Source organism: Virgibacillus sp. Bac332 (genome assembly GCF_003667785.1).
Classification (GTDB): domain Bacteria; phylum Bacillota; class Bacilli; order Bacillales; family Amphibacillaceae; genus Virgibacillus; species Virgibacillus salarius.
The window spans coordinates 623,077-638,900 of record NZ_CP033046.1 but is presented as its reverse complement, the minus strand read 5'-3'; the positions used below and the strand labels follow the sequence as shown (position 1 = coordinate 638,900).

13 protein-coding genes are annotated in these 15,824 nt (G+C 38.2%); 9 read left to right on the top strand and 4 right to left on the bottom strand.

Going from position 1 to position 15,824, the window contains the following annotated elements; all coding sequences use genetic code 11:
- Positions 1–58 precede the first annotated feature (58 nt).
- Both D9782_RS02915 and rlmN read left to right on the top strand, forming a co-directional pair.
- Complete coding sequence (locus tag D9782_RS02915) at positions 59–1,546, top strand: glutamate synthase subunit beta (protein WP_121604035.1); 1,488 nt, start codon at positions 59–61, stop codon at positions 1,544–1,546.
- A gap of 264 nt (positions 1,547–1,810) precedes the next feature.
- Positions 1,811–2,878 carry a dual-specificity RNA methyltransferase RlmN gene (rlmN, locus tag D9782_RS02910; protein ID WP_026683071.1) on the top strand — a complete coding sequence of 356 codons (1,068 nt, stop codon included), beginning with the start codon at positions 1,811–1,813 and terminating at the stop codon, positions 2,876–2,878.
- Between the two features lie 57 nt (positions 2,879–2,935).
- Here rlmN and D9782_RS02905 read toward each other — a convergent pair whose 3' ends face one another.
- A complete protein-coding gene (locus tag D9782_RS02905) occupies positions 2,936–3,325 on the bottom strand; it encodes a thiol-disulfide oxidoreductase DCC family protein (protein ID WP_121604034.1) in 390 nt (129 codons plus the stop codon).
- Between the two features lie 305 nt (positions 3,326–3,630).
- Here D9782_RS02905 and D9782_RS22680 point away from each other — a divergent pair, with 305 nt between their 5' ends.
- The 3 genes from D9782_RS22680 (at position 3,631) to D9782_RS02895 (ending at position 5,997) form a co-directional block, all read left to right on the top strand.
- Positions 3,631–3,810 (top strand): hypothetical protein, encoded by a 180-nt coding sequence (locus D9782_RS22680; protein WP_162986315.1) that lies wholly within the window; start codon positions 3,631–3,633, stop codon positions 3,808–3,810.
- Between the two features lie 465 nt (positions 3,811–4,275).
- Positions 4,276–5,451 (top strand): ParM/StbA family protein, encoded by a 1,176-nt coding sequence (locus tag D9782_RS02900; protein ID WP_121604033.1) that lies wholly within the window; start codon positions 4,276–4,278, stop codon positions 5,449–5,451.
- A 9-nt stretch (positions 5,452–5,460) separates the two neighbouring features.
- On the top strand, positions 5,461–5,997 hold the full coding sequence (locus tag D9782_RS02895; protein ID WP_121604032.1) for a hypothetical protein: 537 nt from the start codon (positions 5,461–5,463) through the stop codon (positions 5,995–5,997).
- Positions 5,998–6,035: 38 nt separating this feature from the next.
- On the opposite strand, the gene fdhD is transcribed toward D9782_RS02895, so the two are convergent.
- Together fdhD and D9782_RS02885 are read right to left on the bottom strand one after the other, a co-directional pair.
- Entirely contained in the window at positions 6,036–6,827 is a 792-nt protein-coding gene (gene fdhD / locus D9782_RS02890) for a formate dehydrogenase accessory sulfurtransferase FdhD (RefSeq protein WP_121604031.1), read from the bottom strand.
- A gap of 13 nt (positions 6,828–6,840) precedes the next feature.
- On the bottom strand, positions 6,841–9,192 hold the full coding sequence (locus tag D9782_RS02885; protein WP_121604030.1) for an FdhF/YdeP family oxidoreductase: 2,352 nt from the start codon (positions 9,190–9,192) through the stop codon (positions 6,841–6,843).
- A 456-nt stretch (positions 9,193–9,648) separates the two neighbouring features.
- On the opposite strand from D9782_RS02885, the gene D9782_RS02880 reads away from it, so the two are divergent.
- The 4 genes from D9782_RS02880 (at position 9,649) to D9782_RS02865 (ending at position 13,669) form a co-directional block, all read left to right on the top strand.
- The gene (locus D9782_RS02880; RefSeq protein WP_121604029.1) at positions 9,649–10,185 is read left to right on the top strand and encodes an RNA polymerase sigma factor; all 537 of its coding nucleotides are present in this window, start codon (positions 9,649–9,651) and stop codon (positions 10,183–10,185) included.
- The gene (locus D9782_RS02875; RefSeq protein ID WP_121604028.1) at positions 10,175–10,924 is read left to right on the top strand and encodes a hypothetical protein; all 750 of its coding nucleotides are present in this window, start codon (positions 10,175–10,177) and stop codon (positions 10,922–10,924) included. Before D9782_RS02880 ends, D9782_RS02875 begins: the two co-directional genes overlap by 11 nt.
- Positions 10,925–10,946: 22 nt before the next feature.
- On the top strand, positions 10,947–12,845 hold the full coding sequence (gene asnB, locus D9782_RS02870) for an asparagine synthase (glutamine-hydrolyzing) (protein WP_121604027.1): 1,899 nt from the start codon (positions 10,947–10,949) through the stop codon (positions 12,843–12,845).
- Between the two features lie 164 nt (positions 12,846–13,009).
- Positions 13,010–13,669 (top strand): DUF421 domain-containing protein, encoded by a 660-nt coding sequence (locus D9782_RS02865; protein ID WP_121604026.1) that lies wholly within the window; start codon positions 13,010–13,012, stop codon positions 13,667–13,669.
- Between the two features lie 256 nt (positions 13,670–13,925).
- Here the strand turns inward: D9782_RS02865 and D9782_RS02860 are convergent, their stop codons facing one another.
- On the bottom strand, positions 13,926–15,500 hold the full coding sequence (locus D9782_RS02860; protein WP_121604025.1) for a BCCT family transporter: 1,575 nt from the start codon (positions 15,498–15,500) through the stop codon (positions 13,926–13,928).
- Between the last annotated feature and the right edge of the window lie 324 nt (positions 15,501–15,824).

Here is a 15,824-nt window from a genome sequence, read left to right as displayed (position 1 = left end):
GTTTGCCAATTAAGAAAGGGATAGATATGCGTTTGCTTGTTGGAAAAGGAGGCCTTTGATGGGGAAACAGACAGGGTTTATGGAATATGACAGACAAGTACGGCGGGAGCGAGACCCAGCGGTCCGTACCAAGGATTGGTTTGATTATACAGCTCCATTGTCGGATAAAGAGGTTCAAATACAGGGGGCACGCTGTATGGATTGTGGTGTACCTACTTGTCATGTAGGAATGGAAATTAATGGTGTAACCTCTGGTTGTCCAGTGTATCATCTTATTCCCGAATGGAATCAGCTTGTCTATGAAGGGAAGTGGAAAGAGGCATTAGATCGAGAGCATGAGCAAAATAACTTCCCGGAGTTCACTGGGATTGCCTGTCCGGCTCCGTGTGAAGGAGCTTGTGTGCTCGGTATTAATGAGCCGCCTGTTGCTATTCGAACCGTAGAGCGTTCAATTATTGAGAAAGGCTTTCAAGAAGGCTGGGTAGTCCCGAAGCCTCCAGAAAAGCGAACTGGCAAAAAAGTGGCTGTCGTTGGCTCTGGACCAGCAGGGCTAGCCGCAGCAGCTCAGTTGAATAAAGCAGGTCATCTCGTTACAGTTTTTGAAAGAGATGATCGTGTCGGAGGATTATTAACTTACGGCATTCCAGAGATGAAACTTTCCTATGATGTAGTGATAAGACGCGTCGAAATTTTGCAGCAAGAAGGAATATCCTTTGTAACGAATACAGAAGTCGGTAAAGATATTACTACTGAAGAACTTAGAAAGGAATTTGACGCGATTGTACTATGTGGTGGTGCGACAGTGCATCGTGATATTCAAGTGGCGGGGAGTCAATTAAAAGGTGTTCATCATGCAATGGATTTCCTCCATTCCAATACGAAAAGCCTACTAGATTCAGATTTACAGGATGGCAATTATATATCTGCTACGGGTAAGGATGTTATTGTTATTGGTGGTGGAGATACAGGAACAGATTGTCTAGCCACATCTGTTCGCCATAATTGTAAGAGTCTAACTCAGTTTGATATTTACGATAAAAAAGGATTAGTTCGTGATATGGAAACAAATCCATGGCCGCAATATCCAACGATTCATCGAGTAGAATACGGTCATAAAGAAGCAGCAAGTACTTATGGGGAAGATCCACGTGCTTATGCTGTGATGACTAAAAAATTTGTTGGGGATGACAATGGATATGTTAAAGAGGTGCACACAGTAAACGTTCGCCTTCGTTATGATGAAGCTGGCAACAAAGTCCGGGATGAAATCCCTGGTACTGAAAAAATTTGGCCGGCAGATCTTGTATTGATTGCGATTGGTTTCCGTGGACCAGAACAGGATCTTATTGAGCAATTGCAAATTGAAACTACGGCTAAATCGACCGTCGCCGCTGATTATGATGACTATAAAACAAATGTAGACGGTGTGTTTGCTGCAGGTGATATGCGACGCGGACAAAGTCTAATTGTTTGGGCGATAAATGAGGGAAGAGGCGTAGCCAGGGAATGTGATCGTTATTTAATGGGAGAAACTGTGCTACCATAAGTCGAAAATGGAGTGCTATTGTTTCATACAATGTATGGAGCGGTGGCGCTTTTTCGTGTCTACACACCACTATTATGTGATCTTCGTACATAAAAAGGTAAGTTTTAGACAAATAACTTGTGATCTGCATAAAAGTACGGAGAAATGAGTTTGCAACAAAATACTACTTGCAGTAAGATAGTATGGTGAGAAATATTTTTAGGTATTAGATTATCAAATTTTGCAGTTTGTTTGGATAAGATAATCTAGAAATGAGGGTAAATCATGAGTAAACCATCCATTTATGGACTAACATATGAACAATTAACGGATTGGCTAATGGATCATGGTCAACAGCGTTTCCGCGTTGATCAGGTCTGGAATTGGCTTTATAAAAAACGTGTCCATCGATTCACTGACATGAAGAATGTTAATAAACAGACGATTGCTTTGTTAGAGGACAATTTTGTCTTAGGTACACTAGAAGAAGAGGTTAAGCAAGAATCAAAAGATGGTACGATTAAATATTTATTTCGCTTAGCAGACGGTAATTTAATTGAAACTGTTTTAATGCGATTTAACTACGGATTGTCTGTTTGTGTAACTACGCAGGTTGGCTGTAACATCGGTTGTAGTTTCTGTGCTAGCGGGCTATTAAAGAAAAATCGTGATCTATCTAGTGGTGAAATTGTTGAACAGATCATGAATGTACAAAAAGATTTAGATTCTCGTGGTGAGGATGATCGGGTTAGTCATATTGTTGTCATGGGAATTGGCGAACCATTTGATAACTTTACTAATTTAATGGACTTTTTGTATGTAGTAAACGACGATAGAGGATTAAATATAGGTGCTAGACATATTACTGTATCAACGAGTGGTTTAGCTCATAAAATATATGAGTTTGCAGATACAGGAATCCAAGTTAACCTAGCGATCTCTATCCATGCTCCTAACAATGAGTTACGTACACAAATCATGAAAATAAACAAAGCCTTCCCTATTGAAAAGCTAATGAAGGCAGTAGATTATTATTTAGAGAAAACGAATCGAAGAATTACGTATGAGTATATTATGTTAAAAGATGTCAATGATCATCAGGAGGAGGCGCTTCAGTTGGCGAAGCTGCTTGAGAATCATCGACACTTAGCATATGTCAATTTAATACCTTATAATTCGGTTGATGAACATAACCAATATCAGCGTAGTGAATCAGCATCTATACAAGCCTTTTTTGAAACGTTGAAGGATAAAGGAATCAATTGTGGTGTTCGTTGGGAGAATGGTGCAGATATTGATGCCGCTTGTGGACAACTTAGAAGTAAACAAATGAAGAAAAAGAATGTTGGCTAAAGGAGAAACCTAAGTGCAATTTGCACTTAGGTTTTTTACTTCCTCATCTGTCACTATCTACAAGAACCGTTTCCTTGTTTCAGGAGACGGCAATGTACAGCTTTGTTTCTGTCCGAACCATTCATAGCGATGGTTGGCGATCACTCCATATAGGAAGTCTCTAAGCGGTTTAGGAATGATCATGAAGCCGTATAAAAGCTTCCATGCGCCGTTTAATTCTTTACATACCCTAAGCGCTGCTGTTGATTTAAAATACGTTTTATTACCGTCAATGAGGATAAAACTATTCATGTCAGTTGCTACATGGTTTCTTTTTAAGAGTTCCTGACCAGCGTCTCCTTGTATGGAGGCGAATGTAAACTGCTCTTGCTTATCTCTTTTTAAGATAAATTGAACACTCTGATCACAGAAATTACAAACACCATCAAAGAGAATGACCTTACTCATGTACGCTCACTCCTTATGGAATAAAGCTATCCTTGCTTCTATTGTAACATGCCGTTTTTTTAGATTCCTAGTTTTAAAGTTCTTGAAAGCAGTTGCAACAACAATATCTTATATAGATTAAGGTAACGATGTATACATTTAGGCGTATTTACCTTCTTTTTTGGTGGTACGATTTATGATAAACCCCCTAAATCCATATCGAATGGTCGGGTTTACTGGGCAATGCAAAAAATTCGATACTTGATGGTGAAACGTATTGGTTAGCGCTTTTTCCTTTATTAGCTTTTATTCTAACCATATTCGCCATGCAATTCATTATAACAGGAATAAAAGAGGTGCAAGAAGAAAGGAGAGGACTTATAACTAAATTCACAATAAGAAAAAAGAAGATAACAGTGAAACAAAGTAATGGTGATCAAAACATGAAACCTTCTTCTTCTCGTTTTCAGCGTGTACAAACAAATCGTAAAGAAAAAGCAAATTGATGTTACTTAACAAAATGTCAATTGAAAAAAATATAAGCAAACCAATTCCATGTGGAAAATTAAACATCGGTTGGTTTTCATTATTATAGGAAAGCACATCATTGGATTAATATTAATTGTTTGGTTAGCTATCACCTGAAAACTAATTTTTTGTTGAGTAACGTTTAGTTTTCCTTCTAATCGAGTATGCTGCTATTTGGAAAAGCAATACACGGCCTCATTTTTTACATATAGTCACATCAACTTCATTTGCAAACAATAATGTATACAAGTAAACAAAAAGTGTACATGAAGAACACAAAAATGTTTACTTGTGTACAAATATGTGTAGACACTGTTATATCAACGAAAACTAAACTGTAAACATGTATACAAAATAGAATACGAAAAAAGTCGGATTGCGTTATAAGAAGAAAGGAAGTACTCTTAGATAGAATGTATTATTATGGAGAGGAGTTTTCTTACATGACAAAAACAAGAATAGCAGCAGTGGACGTGGGAAACGATGCGTTAAAGGCAAACTTTGGAAAGATGGAACACGAGGTATATATTCCCAATGTAGTCGCCCAGGATTTTGAAGACCGTCCCGTAATTGGCATTGAAGAGCTAGATAAAAAAGAGGTATTGGATAATATTCATATTCGCGTACATTCACCTGCGCTCGAAGAAAATAACGTAATCTACCGTGTTGGGAATTTAGCAACAAAGACAAACAATTCAACAGAGCTAGATCCCGGTAGTAGCAAGGCAGAAGAGGATCAAACCTTAATTATGCTATTTGCTTCCTTAGCATTGGATGCAGTAGAAAATGGAGCCTTTTCCATGAAGAATAAAGTTATTGATGCAAATTATACCCTTGGAACTGGGCTACCACTCCGAGAGGTAAAGGAAGGTAAGGATGTAGGTTATCGTTCTCAATTACTGGGATCGGTTCACCAAGTTGAATTTTTAGTAACACCACATCATCAGGGTAAGAAAGTAAACATTAAATTTGATGAAGTAAAGGTTTATCCAGAGGGGTTTGCAGCATATGTGAATTTAATTATGGATAATGATTTAAAAGTTATTAATAAAGATTTGATTGATAAACAAATACTTATTCAAGATATTGGTGGATTGTCAACAGATATCGCGGTGATTCGTAATCGTAATGTTGACGATGATAAAGCCCAAGGATTTAATTTAGGCGTTTCTGAATCACTGGAGCAGATTAGGGAAGAAATTCGAACAAAACATGGTGTAGAGCTAGATAGTCGCCGTGATGTAGTAGATATTATTACAAGGAAAAATGACCGACATCACATCATGGTCAAAGGAAGTAGGACAAGCGTTCACGATATTACAGACCATATCCTACTTGAATTGGCTAAAAAAGAGTATCGATTCTTAAGAAACGTGTGGGCTAAGAATTCCCAATCGGAAATTTGTTACTTTGTCGGTGGTGGATCAGCAGTCTTAAAAGATTATTTAAAAGCACTTAATAATAAACTCGATGGCTTTAACATTGATTTCTTTGAAGATGAACAGGAAAGTATTTGGATGATGGCTAATGCTTATTATAAGTTAATAACTGATTTTGTAAATAAGAATGCCAAGCAAGAAAAGGAAGAGAAAGAAGCAGTAAAGGCAAAAGCAAAATAGGGTGATATAATGGCCAAAAACACAATTGAACGAGGGCAATCAATAACCTTTCGTGTTCCTTCCGATACACCGGATTATTTACTAAAGGCACTACAACGACTCAAGGAAACGGAACGGAGAAATTTTTCTAGTCAAATTGCCCAATTTGTATTACGAGGCTTAAGTGAAAGTGTTACAAAAGAGCGGGAAACGGTCACTGTCCCGCTCCCCAAACAATTAACCAAGGAACAAAAGAGTTGGTTGAAACATGAGCATTCAGAAGCATTAGTAGGTACCATTCTATATCAATTATTAAGTGATCCAATGCGAGCTACGACCTTATTGGCTTCCTTAAACAGTAATCATACGAATATTGATGAGGCACTATACTTACAAGAAAATGATATTGACACAGGTAAGCCTGTGTTGGAGGAAACAGCTCTAAAGGAAGAAATAGATTTAGATAGTTTACGTTTGGATTCGTTAGATACAAACCAACAGCAAGAGGTAATCGAAGAGGAAGAAGAGGATCCATTAAAAGACTTCTTTTCGAGTATGAATAAATAAAAGCAAGTCCTGCAGTAAGGTAGGACTTGCTTTTATTTTTATGTTCCTCTCACGATACGTTCTGGATGGGTATATACGTTCATTTGGTATCCACGAACGAATCCAATAACGGTAATCTTCAGATCCTCTGCCAGCTGTAATGCCAAATTAGTAGGTGCTGATTTAGAAATTAATATACCAATTCCCATTTTGGATAGCTTTAAAAGGACCTCTGAAGAGATACGTCCACTAAAGACAATAATTTTATCATGTACAGGAACATTGTTTACCAAAATATGCCCAAAAAGCTTATCGAGTGCATTATGCCTCCCGATATCCGTACGAACAACCATAAGTTCGTTAGTAGTAGCTAGTGCAGCATTGTGCACACCACCAGTTTTACGGAACTGACTAGAGGATTGCTGTAATTCATGCATTAAGTAAAAACACTGTTTAGCTGATATCATATGCTTGGAAAGAATAGTTTTTGCTGTCTTTACGTCATTTTTAAAATAAAATTGTCTGCTTTTCCCACAACATGAGCCAATGAAACGCTTAGAATGGTCCTGATGAAATGTAGTTGGGAGAGGATCTATTTCTATATATGCATAGCCAGTATCGATATCAATAGCTAGATCTTTAATAGCAGAATAACTACGAATTATACCTTCTGATGCTAAAAATCCAATGAGGAGCTCTTTAAGATTGCTTGGAGAGCATACCATTGTGGCAAACTCACTTCCATTTATATGAATAGTAATTGGCATTTCTACAGCCACTAGTGAGGTTTCATTTGAATCTCCTGTATTATCAAAGCGGATCATCTCCCAATTTGCTTCATTGGAACGCATGTCACTCCTCCTTTTAGTGGCTGTCAATCTCTAATTCTTCGATACGTTTTTGGGCATATTTTCTATCTTTTTGTGCATAATAGGACACAGCTTTTTCTAAAATAACTACTGTGTTATATTCGGGAATTCCAGCATATGCCTCATATACTCCTTTTGGTATAAGAACATTCCCTTCTGGCCAATGCACTTCTAAATTACTAGATTTCATTGGAGCAAACTTTGCGCGTCCGGCAAATAACCCATGTTGATTATAAACAACGATTGGCTCACCATCTTCGATATGATACTTAACGGCATCCTCTTCACTAATTAGTACATCCTCTCGTTTTGCATCATTAAAGGGATCTGTTTCACTGTAGACCATGGAATTAAACTGTTTTCCTCTTCGAGTTGTTACATAGAAATGCCCTTCGGGTTTTCTTAATTCTGGAATTTCGATTGCTATTAAATTTCCCCTGCCATCTGGAGTAGGACAAATTCCATCTTCACACAGCCAAGCGCCACCCCATTGAAAAAGATCCCCTCGTTTATGTAGGTGCTGGATGCCGTCATAATTTGGTGCAGCTTCTGCAATTTCCTTGCGAATAGCTGATGCATTGTCAAAATGAATATGTTCTTGCTTCTCTGGACATACCCGTTTAGCCAAGTCTATATAGATTTCCCACTCTGTACGGGCTTCTTCAATTCGTGGGCCCTTTATCTCTGGAGAGAAATAAACCATTCGTTCCGTAGATGTAGAGGTTCCGCCACCACGCTGTTCGTATCTAGTTCTTGCAGGTAATACGAGTACTGCTTCTTTTGCATCTGTAAGCGTGGATGTATTTAAGATAATATCCTGATGGACCCTGAGCTCGACGTTCTCAAGACATGTCTGAATAAAATCTGGATTTGGCATCGTTTCTAAGAAATTCCCACCGGATAAATAATAAAGATGAAGTTTTCGTTCATGACCATCTGGCAAGCAAGCATTTTCGAGAGACTCACCCACAATATCACCTTGCCAGGTAGGGATATCAAACTTCCAAATACCCTCTAATCGTTTTCGCTGATCATCATTCATATTACCTCCAGGTAATGAGAACGGATCGGCTCCCATTTCACCTGATCCCTGTACACCTGAATGCCCACGTATTGGCATTAGTCCACAAAACTCTCGACCGATAAAACCACGGAGTAATGCCAGATTAGCGATTTGTGATACATTGTCTGTACCGAAACGATGCTGCGTTAAACCCATTGACCAAACAAATACTGCTGATTTAGCATGTGCTAAGAGTGTAGCTAATTCAATCATTCTATTCCTAGAGAGACCAGATGATTCTTCCAGCTGCTCCCATGAATATGTATTAACGGTGGATTGTAGTTTTTCAAGGCCATTAACATGTTTACTAATAAAACCATGATCAAGCGCTGAGCCAGGTACTTCCTTCTCCATTTCGAACCAATGCTTCATAAGCCCGTGCATAAAGGCGATATCACCACCAATATGAACCTGATAAACATCGTCAGCTATTTTCGTGCCAAATAGGGCGGATTCTGCAATAGAAGGTATCCAATATTGATCCATAGAGGGTTCATGATATGGGTTGATAACAATAATTTTCGTTCCCTTTTTCTTTGCTGCATACATGTATTTGGTTGACACAGGCTGATTATTCGCAGCAACCGAACCCCAGAATATAAGAACGTCCGTTCCGATCCAATCCTTGTAATTACAAGTGGATGCACCTACACCAAGTGATCGGCTTAATGCAGTTTTGGAAGGAGAGTGGCAAATTCTTGAGGCATTATCAATGTTGTTTGTTCCAAGGAAACGCGCCACTTTTCCAAGAACATAGTATGTCTCATTCGTTATTCCACGAGAAGTCGTGTAGAAGGAAAATTGTTTCGGTTGCAAGGATTGTATTTTAGTAGCAATTGTATCTAGAGCTTGATCCCAAGAGATACGACGAAATTTACGTTCACCTTGTTTACGGATTAAAGGGTAAGGAATTCTACCAAGCTGACGTAATTCCGTGCTACTCCGATTTCGTAGCTCATCTATATCTGCATGTAGTATTTCTTTCTTAATTGCTGGCATTGTATTTAAGCGAAGAACATTTAATCTGGTAGTACAAAGGTGAGGGCCGGTTAGTGTTTGATCTTTAAGGCCTTGTACGCCAAGGGCGCAGCCATCACAAACTCCTTGTGTAAGGATACGCGTAGCGTAGGGTAGCCTATCTCTGTTTTCCCAAGCTACTTTGGCGGTATCTCGGATATGATGTGGCTTGATTTTTCCTAAACCAAAAGGAATTTTACTGACCCAAAGGGATGGGTCTGGTTTCTTCGAGAGCTTAATAGGTCCCTTATGTTTTGTTTTACCCAATCAAGATCCCTCCTATTTTATAAAGTGAGTCTATCTCTTCACTCAAACTAACCACTCGAACAATTTATATGTGAATAATGGAATATGGCAGATTGTCACAACGGGCAGTCGGTCTACGAGTCCCCTCGCCGCTGCAGAGAGGTCTCACCAGAACACGCTGTTTCTCAGGTATCGCTGCGCTTCGTTTTGTCTATGGAATGAGCATTACATCTTTCCAACAGTTGAAAAGTATTCTGTGTAACTGATGGTAAGTGCATTGAGGATTCAAGAAATATATAGGTACTTCCAATCGTATCATGTAAGCGAATACATTACAAATTTGCTTTTCTGTATGATGCTACGTATCTTATCTAAAATAAATGTAAGGTAGAGTGTAAAGTTTTAACTGGTCGAAAACTTTTTACAAAATGTCAAGGTATATATAAGTAAGAACGTCATGAAGGGAGATTGTCACTGGTGGTGGATAAAGAAACCAGGCTTATTAAAAAAATAAAGAAAGGCAATCATCAGGCATTTAAGAATCTATATGATCGATTTGCTGACTATTCGCTACGAACAGCTTTTGCCATTACAAAAAATCAGTCAGATGCATCAGATATCGTTCAGGAAACCTTTATTCGTGTCTATCGAAATATTGATTCCTATGATATGTCCAGATCATTTAAGGCGTGGTTTTATCAAATATTAATTAATGAGACTAGGCGGTATATGAAAAAGAAAACAAAGCAAGCAAGGAGTATCGAATCAGATCAGTTACTAGATTTTTTGCACCAACAAACAGAAGAAGCATACCATTTTGATGATTTGTATCTAGCTATGGATAAATTGGAGGAAAATCATCGCACAGTAATCATATTAAAATATTTAAACGGATTTACGGAAAAAGATATTGCGGAAGTGCTTGAGTTAAATGTGAACACAGTGAAGTCTAGGCTGTTTAAAGCTAGAAAGCAATTGAAAGGTATGATGGGAGGTGCTTCTGATGAAAGATAATAACCTGTTTGATAAACAACTAGAAGCAGAACTCAAAAGGAAAACACAGCTTGATATGGACGTCAAACAAGCGATCTGGAAAAGCATTGAGGATGAATTATTCCACTCCATTACGGAACATGATAAGAATCGACGAGGAGTATGGGTAGCTGGCATATCATTAGCGGCAGTAATGCTCATTCTATTATTTGGAGTAATGACAGAGACTGGTCAGGCTATGATACAAAACTTAAAAGATTTGTTTATTGAAGAAAAGCAAGAACAGATCGACATGGAAGGTCAACAAGAGGAGCTAGATACGCACCTGGAAACAAACGAGGAGCTTCGCTATGTTATTTATCTCGATGATGATCGCTATAAGATGGATAAGGGTGGAGAAGCTGACCGAATTGAACTAAAAGAAGAGCTTCCAGACAGTTATCCAGATGTTTATATGGAAATTAGGAGAGAAGAAAATACCACAACAGAAGAAGTAGTTGCCGATATTAAAGAAACATTGAATAACGAAGAAATGGAAATTGTTGAAGAAACTCGAACAAAAAATCCTATAGAGGCAGAGTTGATACGTGGCAGGGGGAGCAAATATCCTGAATGGGACACTCCTATTTACCAATATTATGTTACAGATTCGATGAACGGGCAGGTTTTTGTTATTAAACAAGCGTATTTTTTAGAAGCAGCTGAAGGACATGGAGCTCGCTTCCATTATATTTTAGAAAGCTTTGAAATTGTGAAGTAGTTAATTTAAGGAGGATAATGCTATGTGTGGATTCGTAGGAGTACTATTAGATCAAGAGGTTCAATTCAGTAATGAGCATTTGGAAGAAATCAAACTAGCAAATCAGCTAATTAGACATCGAGGTCCGGATGATGATGGTAGCTACCATGATGATCATATAGCATTAGCCTTCCGAAGGTTAAGTATTATTGATATTGATGGAGGACAGCAGCCTTTTTCTTTTGGCAAGCAACGGTATTGGATGGTTTTTAATGGTGAGATATATAACTACAAAATAGTAAAAGAGCAATTAAAGAAAAAAGGGTATCATTTTACCACCAATTCAGATACAGAGGTTGCTGCTTTCTTATTTCTAGATCAAGGTGTTGAAGGATTCTCAGAACTTCGTGGTATGTTCGCCATATTAATCTGGGATAAAGACGAGAAAAGACTTTATGGAGCTAGGGATCCTTTTGGGATCAAACCATTTTACTACTGTGAAAATGAACATGATACTGTCTTTTCATCAGAGAAAAAGTGTATCTCTTATTTAAATAAGCAGGATGTAGTTGATCAACGAGCATTTCAGCATTACTTATCGTTTCAATACGTGCCAGATCCATTAACAATAACAGAAGGGATACAACGTTTAGCGCCTGATCATTATTTTGTTAAGGATTGGCAAAAGCCGATACAAATCTCTAGATACTTTCATGCAAGTCTGCAACCAGTGCATAAAAATGAAAGACAGCTGATGTTTGCTATACGTGAAGTATTATTTGATTCAGTGACAGCACATATGCAAAGTGATGTCCCAGTAGGTGCTTTTTTGTCTGGTGGAATTGATTCAACAATCATAGTAGCAATGGCAAAACAAATAAATCCACAAATAAAAACTTTTTCGGTAGGGTTTGACGAGGCTGGCTACTCGGAAATCGATGTAGCAAAAGAGAGTGCTGAAAAGCTTGGCGTTGAAAATATTCATCGATATATCTCAGCCCAAGCATTTGTTAGTGAACTACCAAAAATAATCTGGCATATGGATGACCCTTTAGCCGATCCAGCAAGTATTCCGCTTTATTTTGTAGCAAATGAAGCAAGAAAGCATGTTAAAGTTGTGCTTTCGGGCGAGGGTGCAGATGAATTATTTGGTGGATACAATATTTACCGAGAGGCGGAAGCATTAAGGTGCTTTCAATATATACCTAAAGGCATTATGCCACTAGTCAAACGGATCGCAGATATGATGCCAGAGGGTGTGAGAGGTAAAAGCTTTTTACAGCGGGGAACTACATCACTTAAAGACAGATATATTGGCAATGCTAAGATGTTTGAAGAAGCGGAAAAACAACAGTTTATGCTGAATTATGCTAGTAACCAGTCCTATCAATCTTGGACAAAATCTTTATATAAGTGTGTAGAGGCCGCAGATCCCGTTCAAAAAATGCAATATATTGATATCCATACATGGTTATCAGGGGACATTTTAGTAAAGGCAGATCGAATGACGATGGCAAATTCATTAGAGTTACGTGTACCGTTTTTAGATAAGGCCGTTTTTGATGTTGCAAAACAAATACCCACACAATACAAGATAGCTGATGGTACGACGAAGTCTATTCTAAGAAAAGCGGTGCACGATATTATTCCAGCTCATGTGCTGAATCGGAAAAAGCTCGGTTTTCCCGTACCAATGAAATCCTGGTTACGAGATGAATTATATGAGTGGGCGAAAAATTTAATTAAAACGAGTGAAACCGATCATCTAGTTGACAAATCATTTATGTTAAATTTATTGGAGTTGCATGCTGCTAATAAGGGAGAACATGCAAGAAAGCTATGGACTGTACTTGTATTTATGCTATGGCATCAGATTTTTGTAGAAAATCGGGACGAGTTCTCGGAACTTAGACGTCAAGAGACTGGGGTTAAAAGCTCTTAACAGGTTAACAGCGTTAAAAGAAAGAATCATGATTTATCCAGCTTGATTGTGAGAGAATCTCCATACGTTTAGTCGGCAAAATTGGATTTTGGCATAGGTAATTCGTATAAATTACCTCCTAGCAGTCAAACTAACAAGAGAATAGATCGAAGGAGGCTTAATGAATGGAGTTTGCCTGGGTTTGGAAAGCGGTATTGATTGTACTAGGAGGTACATTACTTCTACGATTTGCTGGTAGAAAATCTATTTCACAAATGACCTTGACACAAACGGTTATTATGATTGGGATAGGTTCACTACTCATCCAGCCGTTAGCTGGCAAGAATATTTGGGTTACATTAGGAGTAGGAGCAGTTCTAGTACTTACGTTAATCGTTATGGAATTTGTTCAAATTAAATCAGATTTCTTTGAAAATGTTATTACAGGAAAGTCAAAATTACTTATACATAATGGTGTCATACAAGAACAACATTTGAAAAAACTACGCTTGACTGTCGATCAATTAGAAATGAACTTAAGACAACAGAACGTCACAAGTATTCGAGATGTGCAATGGGCGACACTAGAACCAAATGGTCAAGTAGGCTTTGCCTTAAAGCCAGAGGCACAGCCGGTAACGAAGAAAGAATTTCAGGAGCTAGCTAATGAGTTAAAAAATGCGTTACAGGCAAATGCTCCGAACCAACAATTGTATGAAATAACGAAGCACTTACAAAGCTTAAATGAGCAAATGAAGCAAACTTCAAATGAAGATGATCTGTTTAAAGAAGTAGAAAATCGTAAGCATGACAAAAACGCATCCCCCCCACGCCGTTTAGATTAACCTAACGGGTGCGGAAGTTATCTCCTCTAAATTTTAAAGAATATGGGGCTCGGACAAAAGAATTTTTAGCGATGTAAACCCCAAACTATATCTGAAATATTTCAGATGAAGTTTGGGGTTATTGTTTTGGAGACAGGTAGTTCATTCGTCGCTTAGTCAAATGCTTCGCTTTCCGCGAGCGCGTCTTCAGAACGCGATTTTTCCGTTACTTCAAACAATAAAGGTAAACAAAAACCCCACAGATTGAAGTTTCACTTTATTTATCATCGGTACTTTTTGTATGGATGTAGATGGTTGAACTACGGTAATGCTTGGATGCGCGAATATCAACAGTAGCGGCCTTAATAAAGGACCATGCTAAAAGTGCCATGATGAAAATAACAGGAAAAGCTGCCACGATACTTGCTGTTTGTAATGTTTCCAAATCGCCGACAAACATGAGTACCATTGGAAGAAGACATAGGGTAAATGCCCAAAATAGCCGATTCCACCGAAGCGGTTCAGATTGAATTTTCTTTTGCACCACAGCTGCCAAAATGAATGATGAGGAATCAAAGGTAGTTGCTAAAAATATAATGGCCAATACCGTAAAAACACCAATCATCATTTTAGCTAATGGCAGCTGTTCTAAAATAGCAATAATTGCGGCAGGCGCACCATGTTCATTCATAAAACCGATCACATCAAATTGTCCGCTTAATTGTAAATACAACCCGAAATTTCCGAGAATACCGAAAAACAAAATGGAGCCGAAAGTTCCGTATATCATAGTTCCTAAAACCATCTCACGTATGGTACGTCCTCTGGAAATACGTGCAACAAATAATCCAACAAACGGTGCGTAGACAACCCACCATGCCCAATAAAATACCGTCCAGGATTCAGGAAATCTTGTTTCTTCAAATCCAGCTAAATTAGCGAATGGCTCAAGCCATGTAGCCATTTTAAAAAAGCTATCGGCTACCTGTCCGACACTAGTAAAAGTAGTCTCGGTAATGAAAAGTGTAGGTCCAAAGATAAAAACAAATAAAAGGACAAAAATGGCAAGCCATAAGTTAATATCACTTAGTACTTTAATTCCCTTTGTAAGGCCGGAATAGGCACTGATAGCAAAAATTAGTGTGCAAATCAACATAACGATAGCTTTTAGACCTAAGGTGACAGGAATGCCGGTTAAGTTGTTGATTCCTTCTGCGATCATAGGTGTGCCTAAGGCTAACGTAGTACCAGCACCGCCTAATAATCCAAACATAAACAGTACATCAATGATAATGCCAATTGGCGTATCAATCCATTTTCCAATGACAGGTCTGACCGCTTCGCTAATTTTTAATACAGATGTCTTACGAACATAATAAAAGTAGGCAATAGGTAATGCCGGTAATGTATAAATCGCCCAAGCTATTGGGCCCCAATGAAATATACCATAGGAGGCTGCCCACGGAATTGCTGCTGCCGACTCAGGAGCTATACCGAATGGGGGTCCTTGATAGTAATAGGCCCACTCGATCATTCCCCAATAGAGAATACTCGATCCTATTCCCGCTGCAAATAGCATGGCCGCCCAAGAGAAACTCCCGAACTCTTTATCGTCCTGCTTCGTTCCTAACTTAATATTACCGAATTTACTAATGGCAACATATAAAAGAAAAACAAAACATAATAAGCCAAGTGCTAAGTAGAGGAACCCGAACTTACCAGTCATAAAGCTGTTAGCTGCATTGACAAGCTCCGCACCGGCCTCTGGGAAGAAGATTAAGGGTAAACATACACATAATAAAAGAATTAAAGCACTGATAAATGTACGCCAATCGATTAGCTTTGTCTTCATAAAGAATCATCCTTTCTACCATCAATATGTAGTATTCTTATTATCTGATGTTACAGAAGGGGGCGTTTATCCAGCGATAAAAATTTATTTTGTTCCATCGACAAACCATGGAGATGCCCTTACTCCTTCTCGGATAAGCGTACAGGTCATAACAAAGCACCAAAATTGAAGTATTGCTTTAAATGGAGGTAAACTTACTTGAATAAGGGTTTACTACTGCATATCAATCTGATCGTATGTATGTATTAAGATTTACACATAGGAATAATTCATACATTAGATATTTGTCTTGAATATCTGATCAGAAGAAATTTAATATACAAG

Bases quoted from the DNA above. Each gene is read 5' to 3' on its own strand.
- D9782_RS02875 (WP_121604028.1), top strand. From the start codon at position 10,175: ATGAAAGATAATAACCTGTTTGATAAACAACTAGAAGCAGAACTCAAA.
- asnB (WP_121604027.1), top strand. From the start codon at position 10,947: ATGTGTGGATTCGTAGGAGTACTATTAGATCAAGAGGTTCAATTCAGT.
- D9782_RS22680 (WP_162986315.1), top strand. From the start codon at position 3,631: ATGCAATTCATTATAACAGGAATAAAAGAGGTGCAAGAAGAAAGGAGA.
- D9782_RS02895 (WP_121604032.1), top strand. From the start codon at position 5,461: ATGGCCAAAAACACAATTGAACGAGGGCAATCAATAACCTTTCGTGTT.
- D9782_RS02860 (WP_121604025.1), bottom strand. From the start codon at position 15,500: ATGAAGACAAAGCTAATCGATTGGCGTACATTTATCAGTGCTTTAATT.
- D9782_RS02865 (WP_121604026.1), top strand. From the start codon at position 13,010: ATGGAGTTTGCCTGGGTTTGGAAAGCGGTATTGATTGTACTAGGAGGT.
- rlmN (WP_026683071.1), top strand. From the start codon at position 1,811: ATGAGTAAACCATCCATTTATGGACTAACATATGAACAATTAACGGAT.
- fdhD (WP_121604031.1), bottom strand. From the start codon at position 6,827: ATGCGTTCCAATGAAGCAAATTGGGAGATGATCCGCTTTGATAATACA.
- D9782_RS02905 (WP_121604034.1), bottom strand. From the start codon at position 3,325: ATGAGTAAGGTCATTCTCTTTGATGGTGTTTGTAATTTCTGTGATCAG.
- D9782_RS02915 (WP_121604035.1), top strand. From the start codon at position 59: ATGGGGAAACAGACAGGGTTTATGGAATATGACAGACAAGTACGGCGG.
- D9782_RS02900 (WP_121604033.1), top strand. From the start codon at position 4,276: ATGACAAAAACAAGAATAGCAGCAGTGGACGTGGGAAACGATGCGTTA.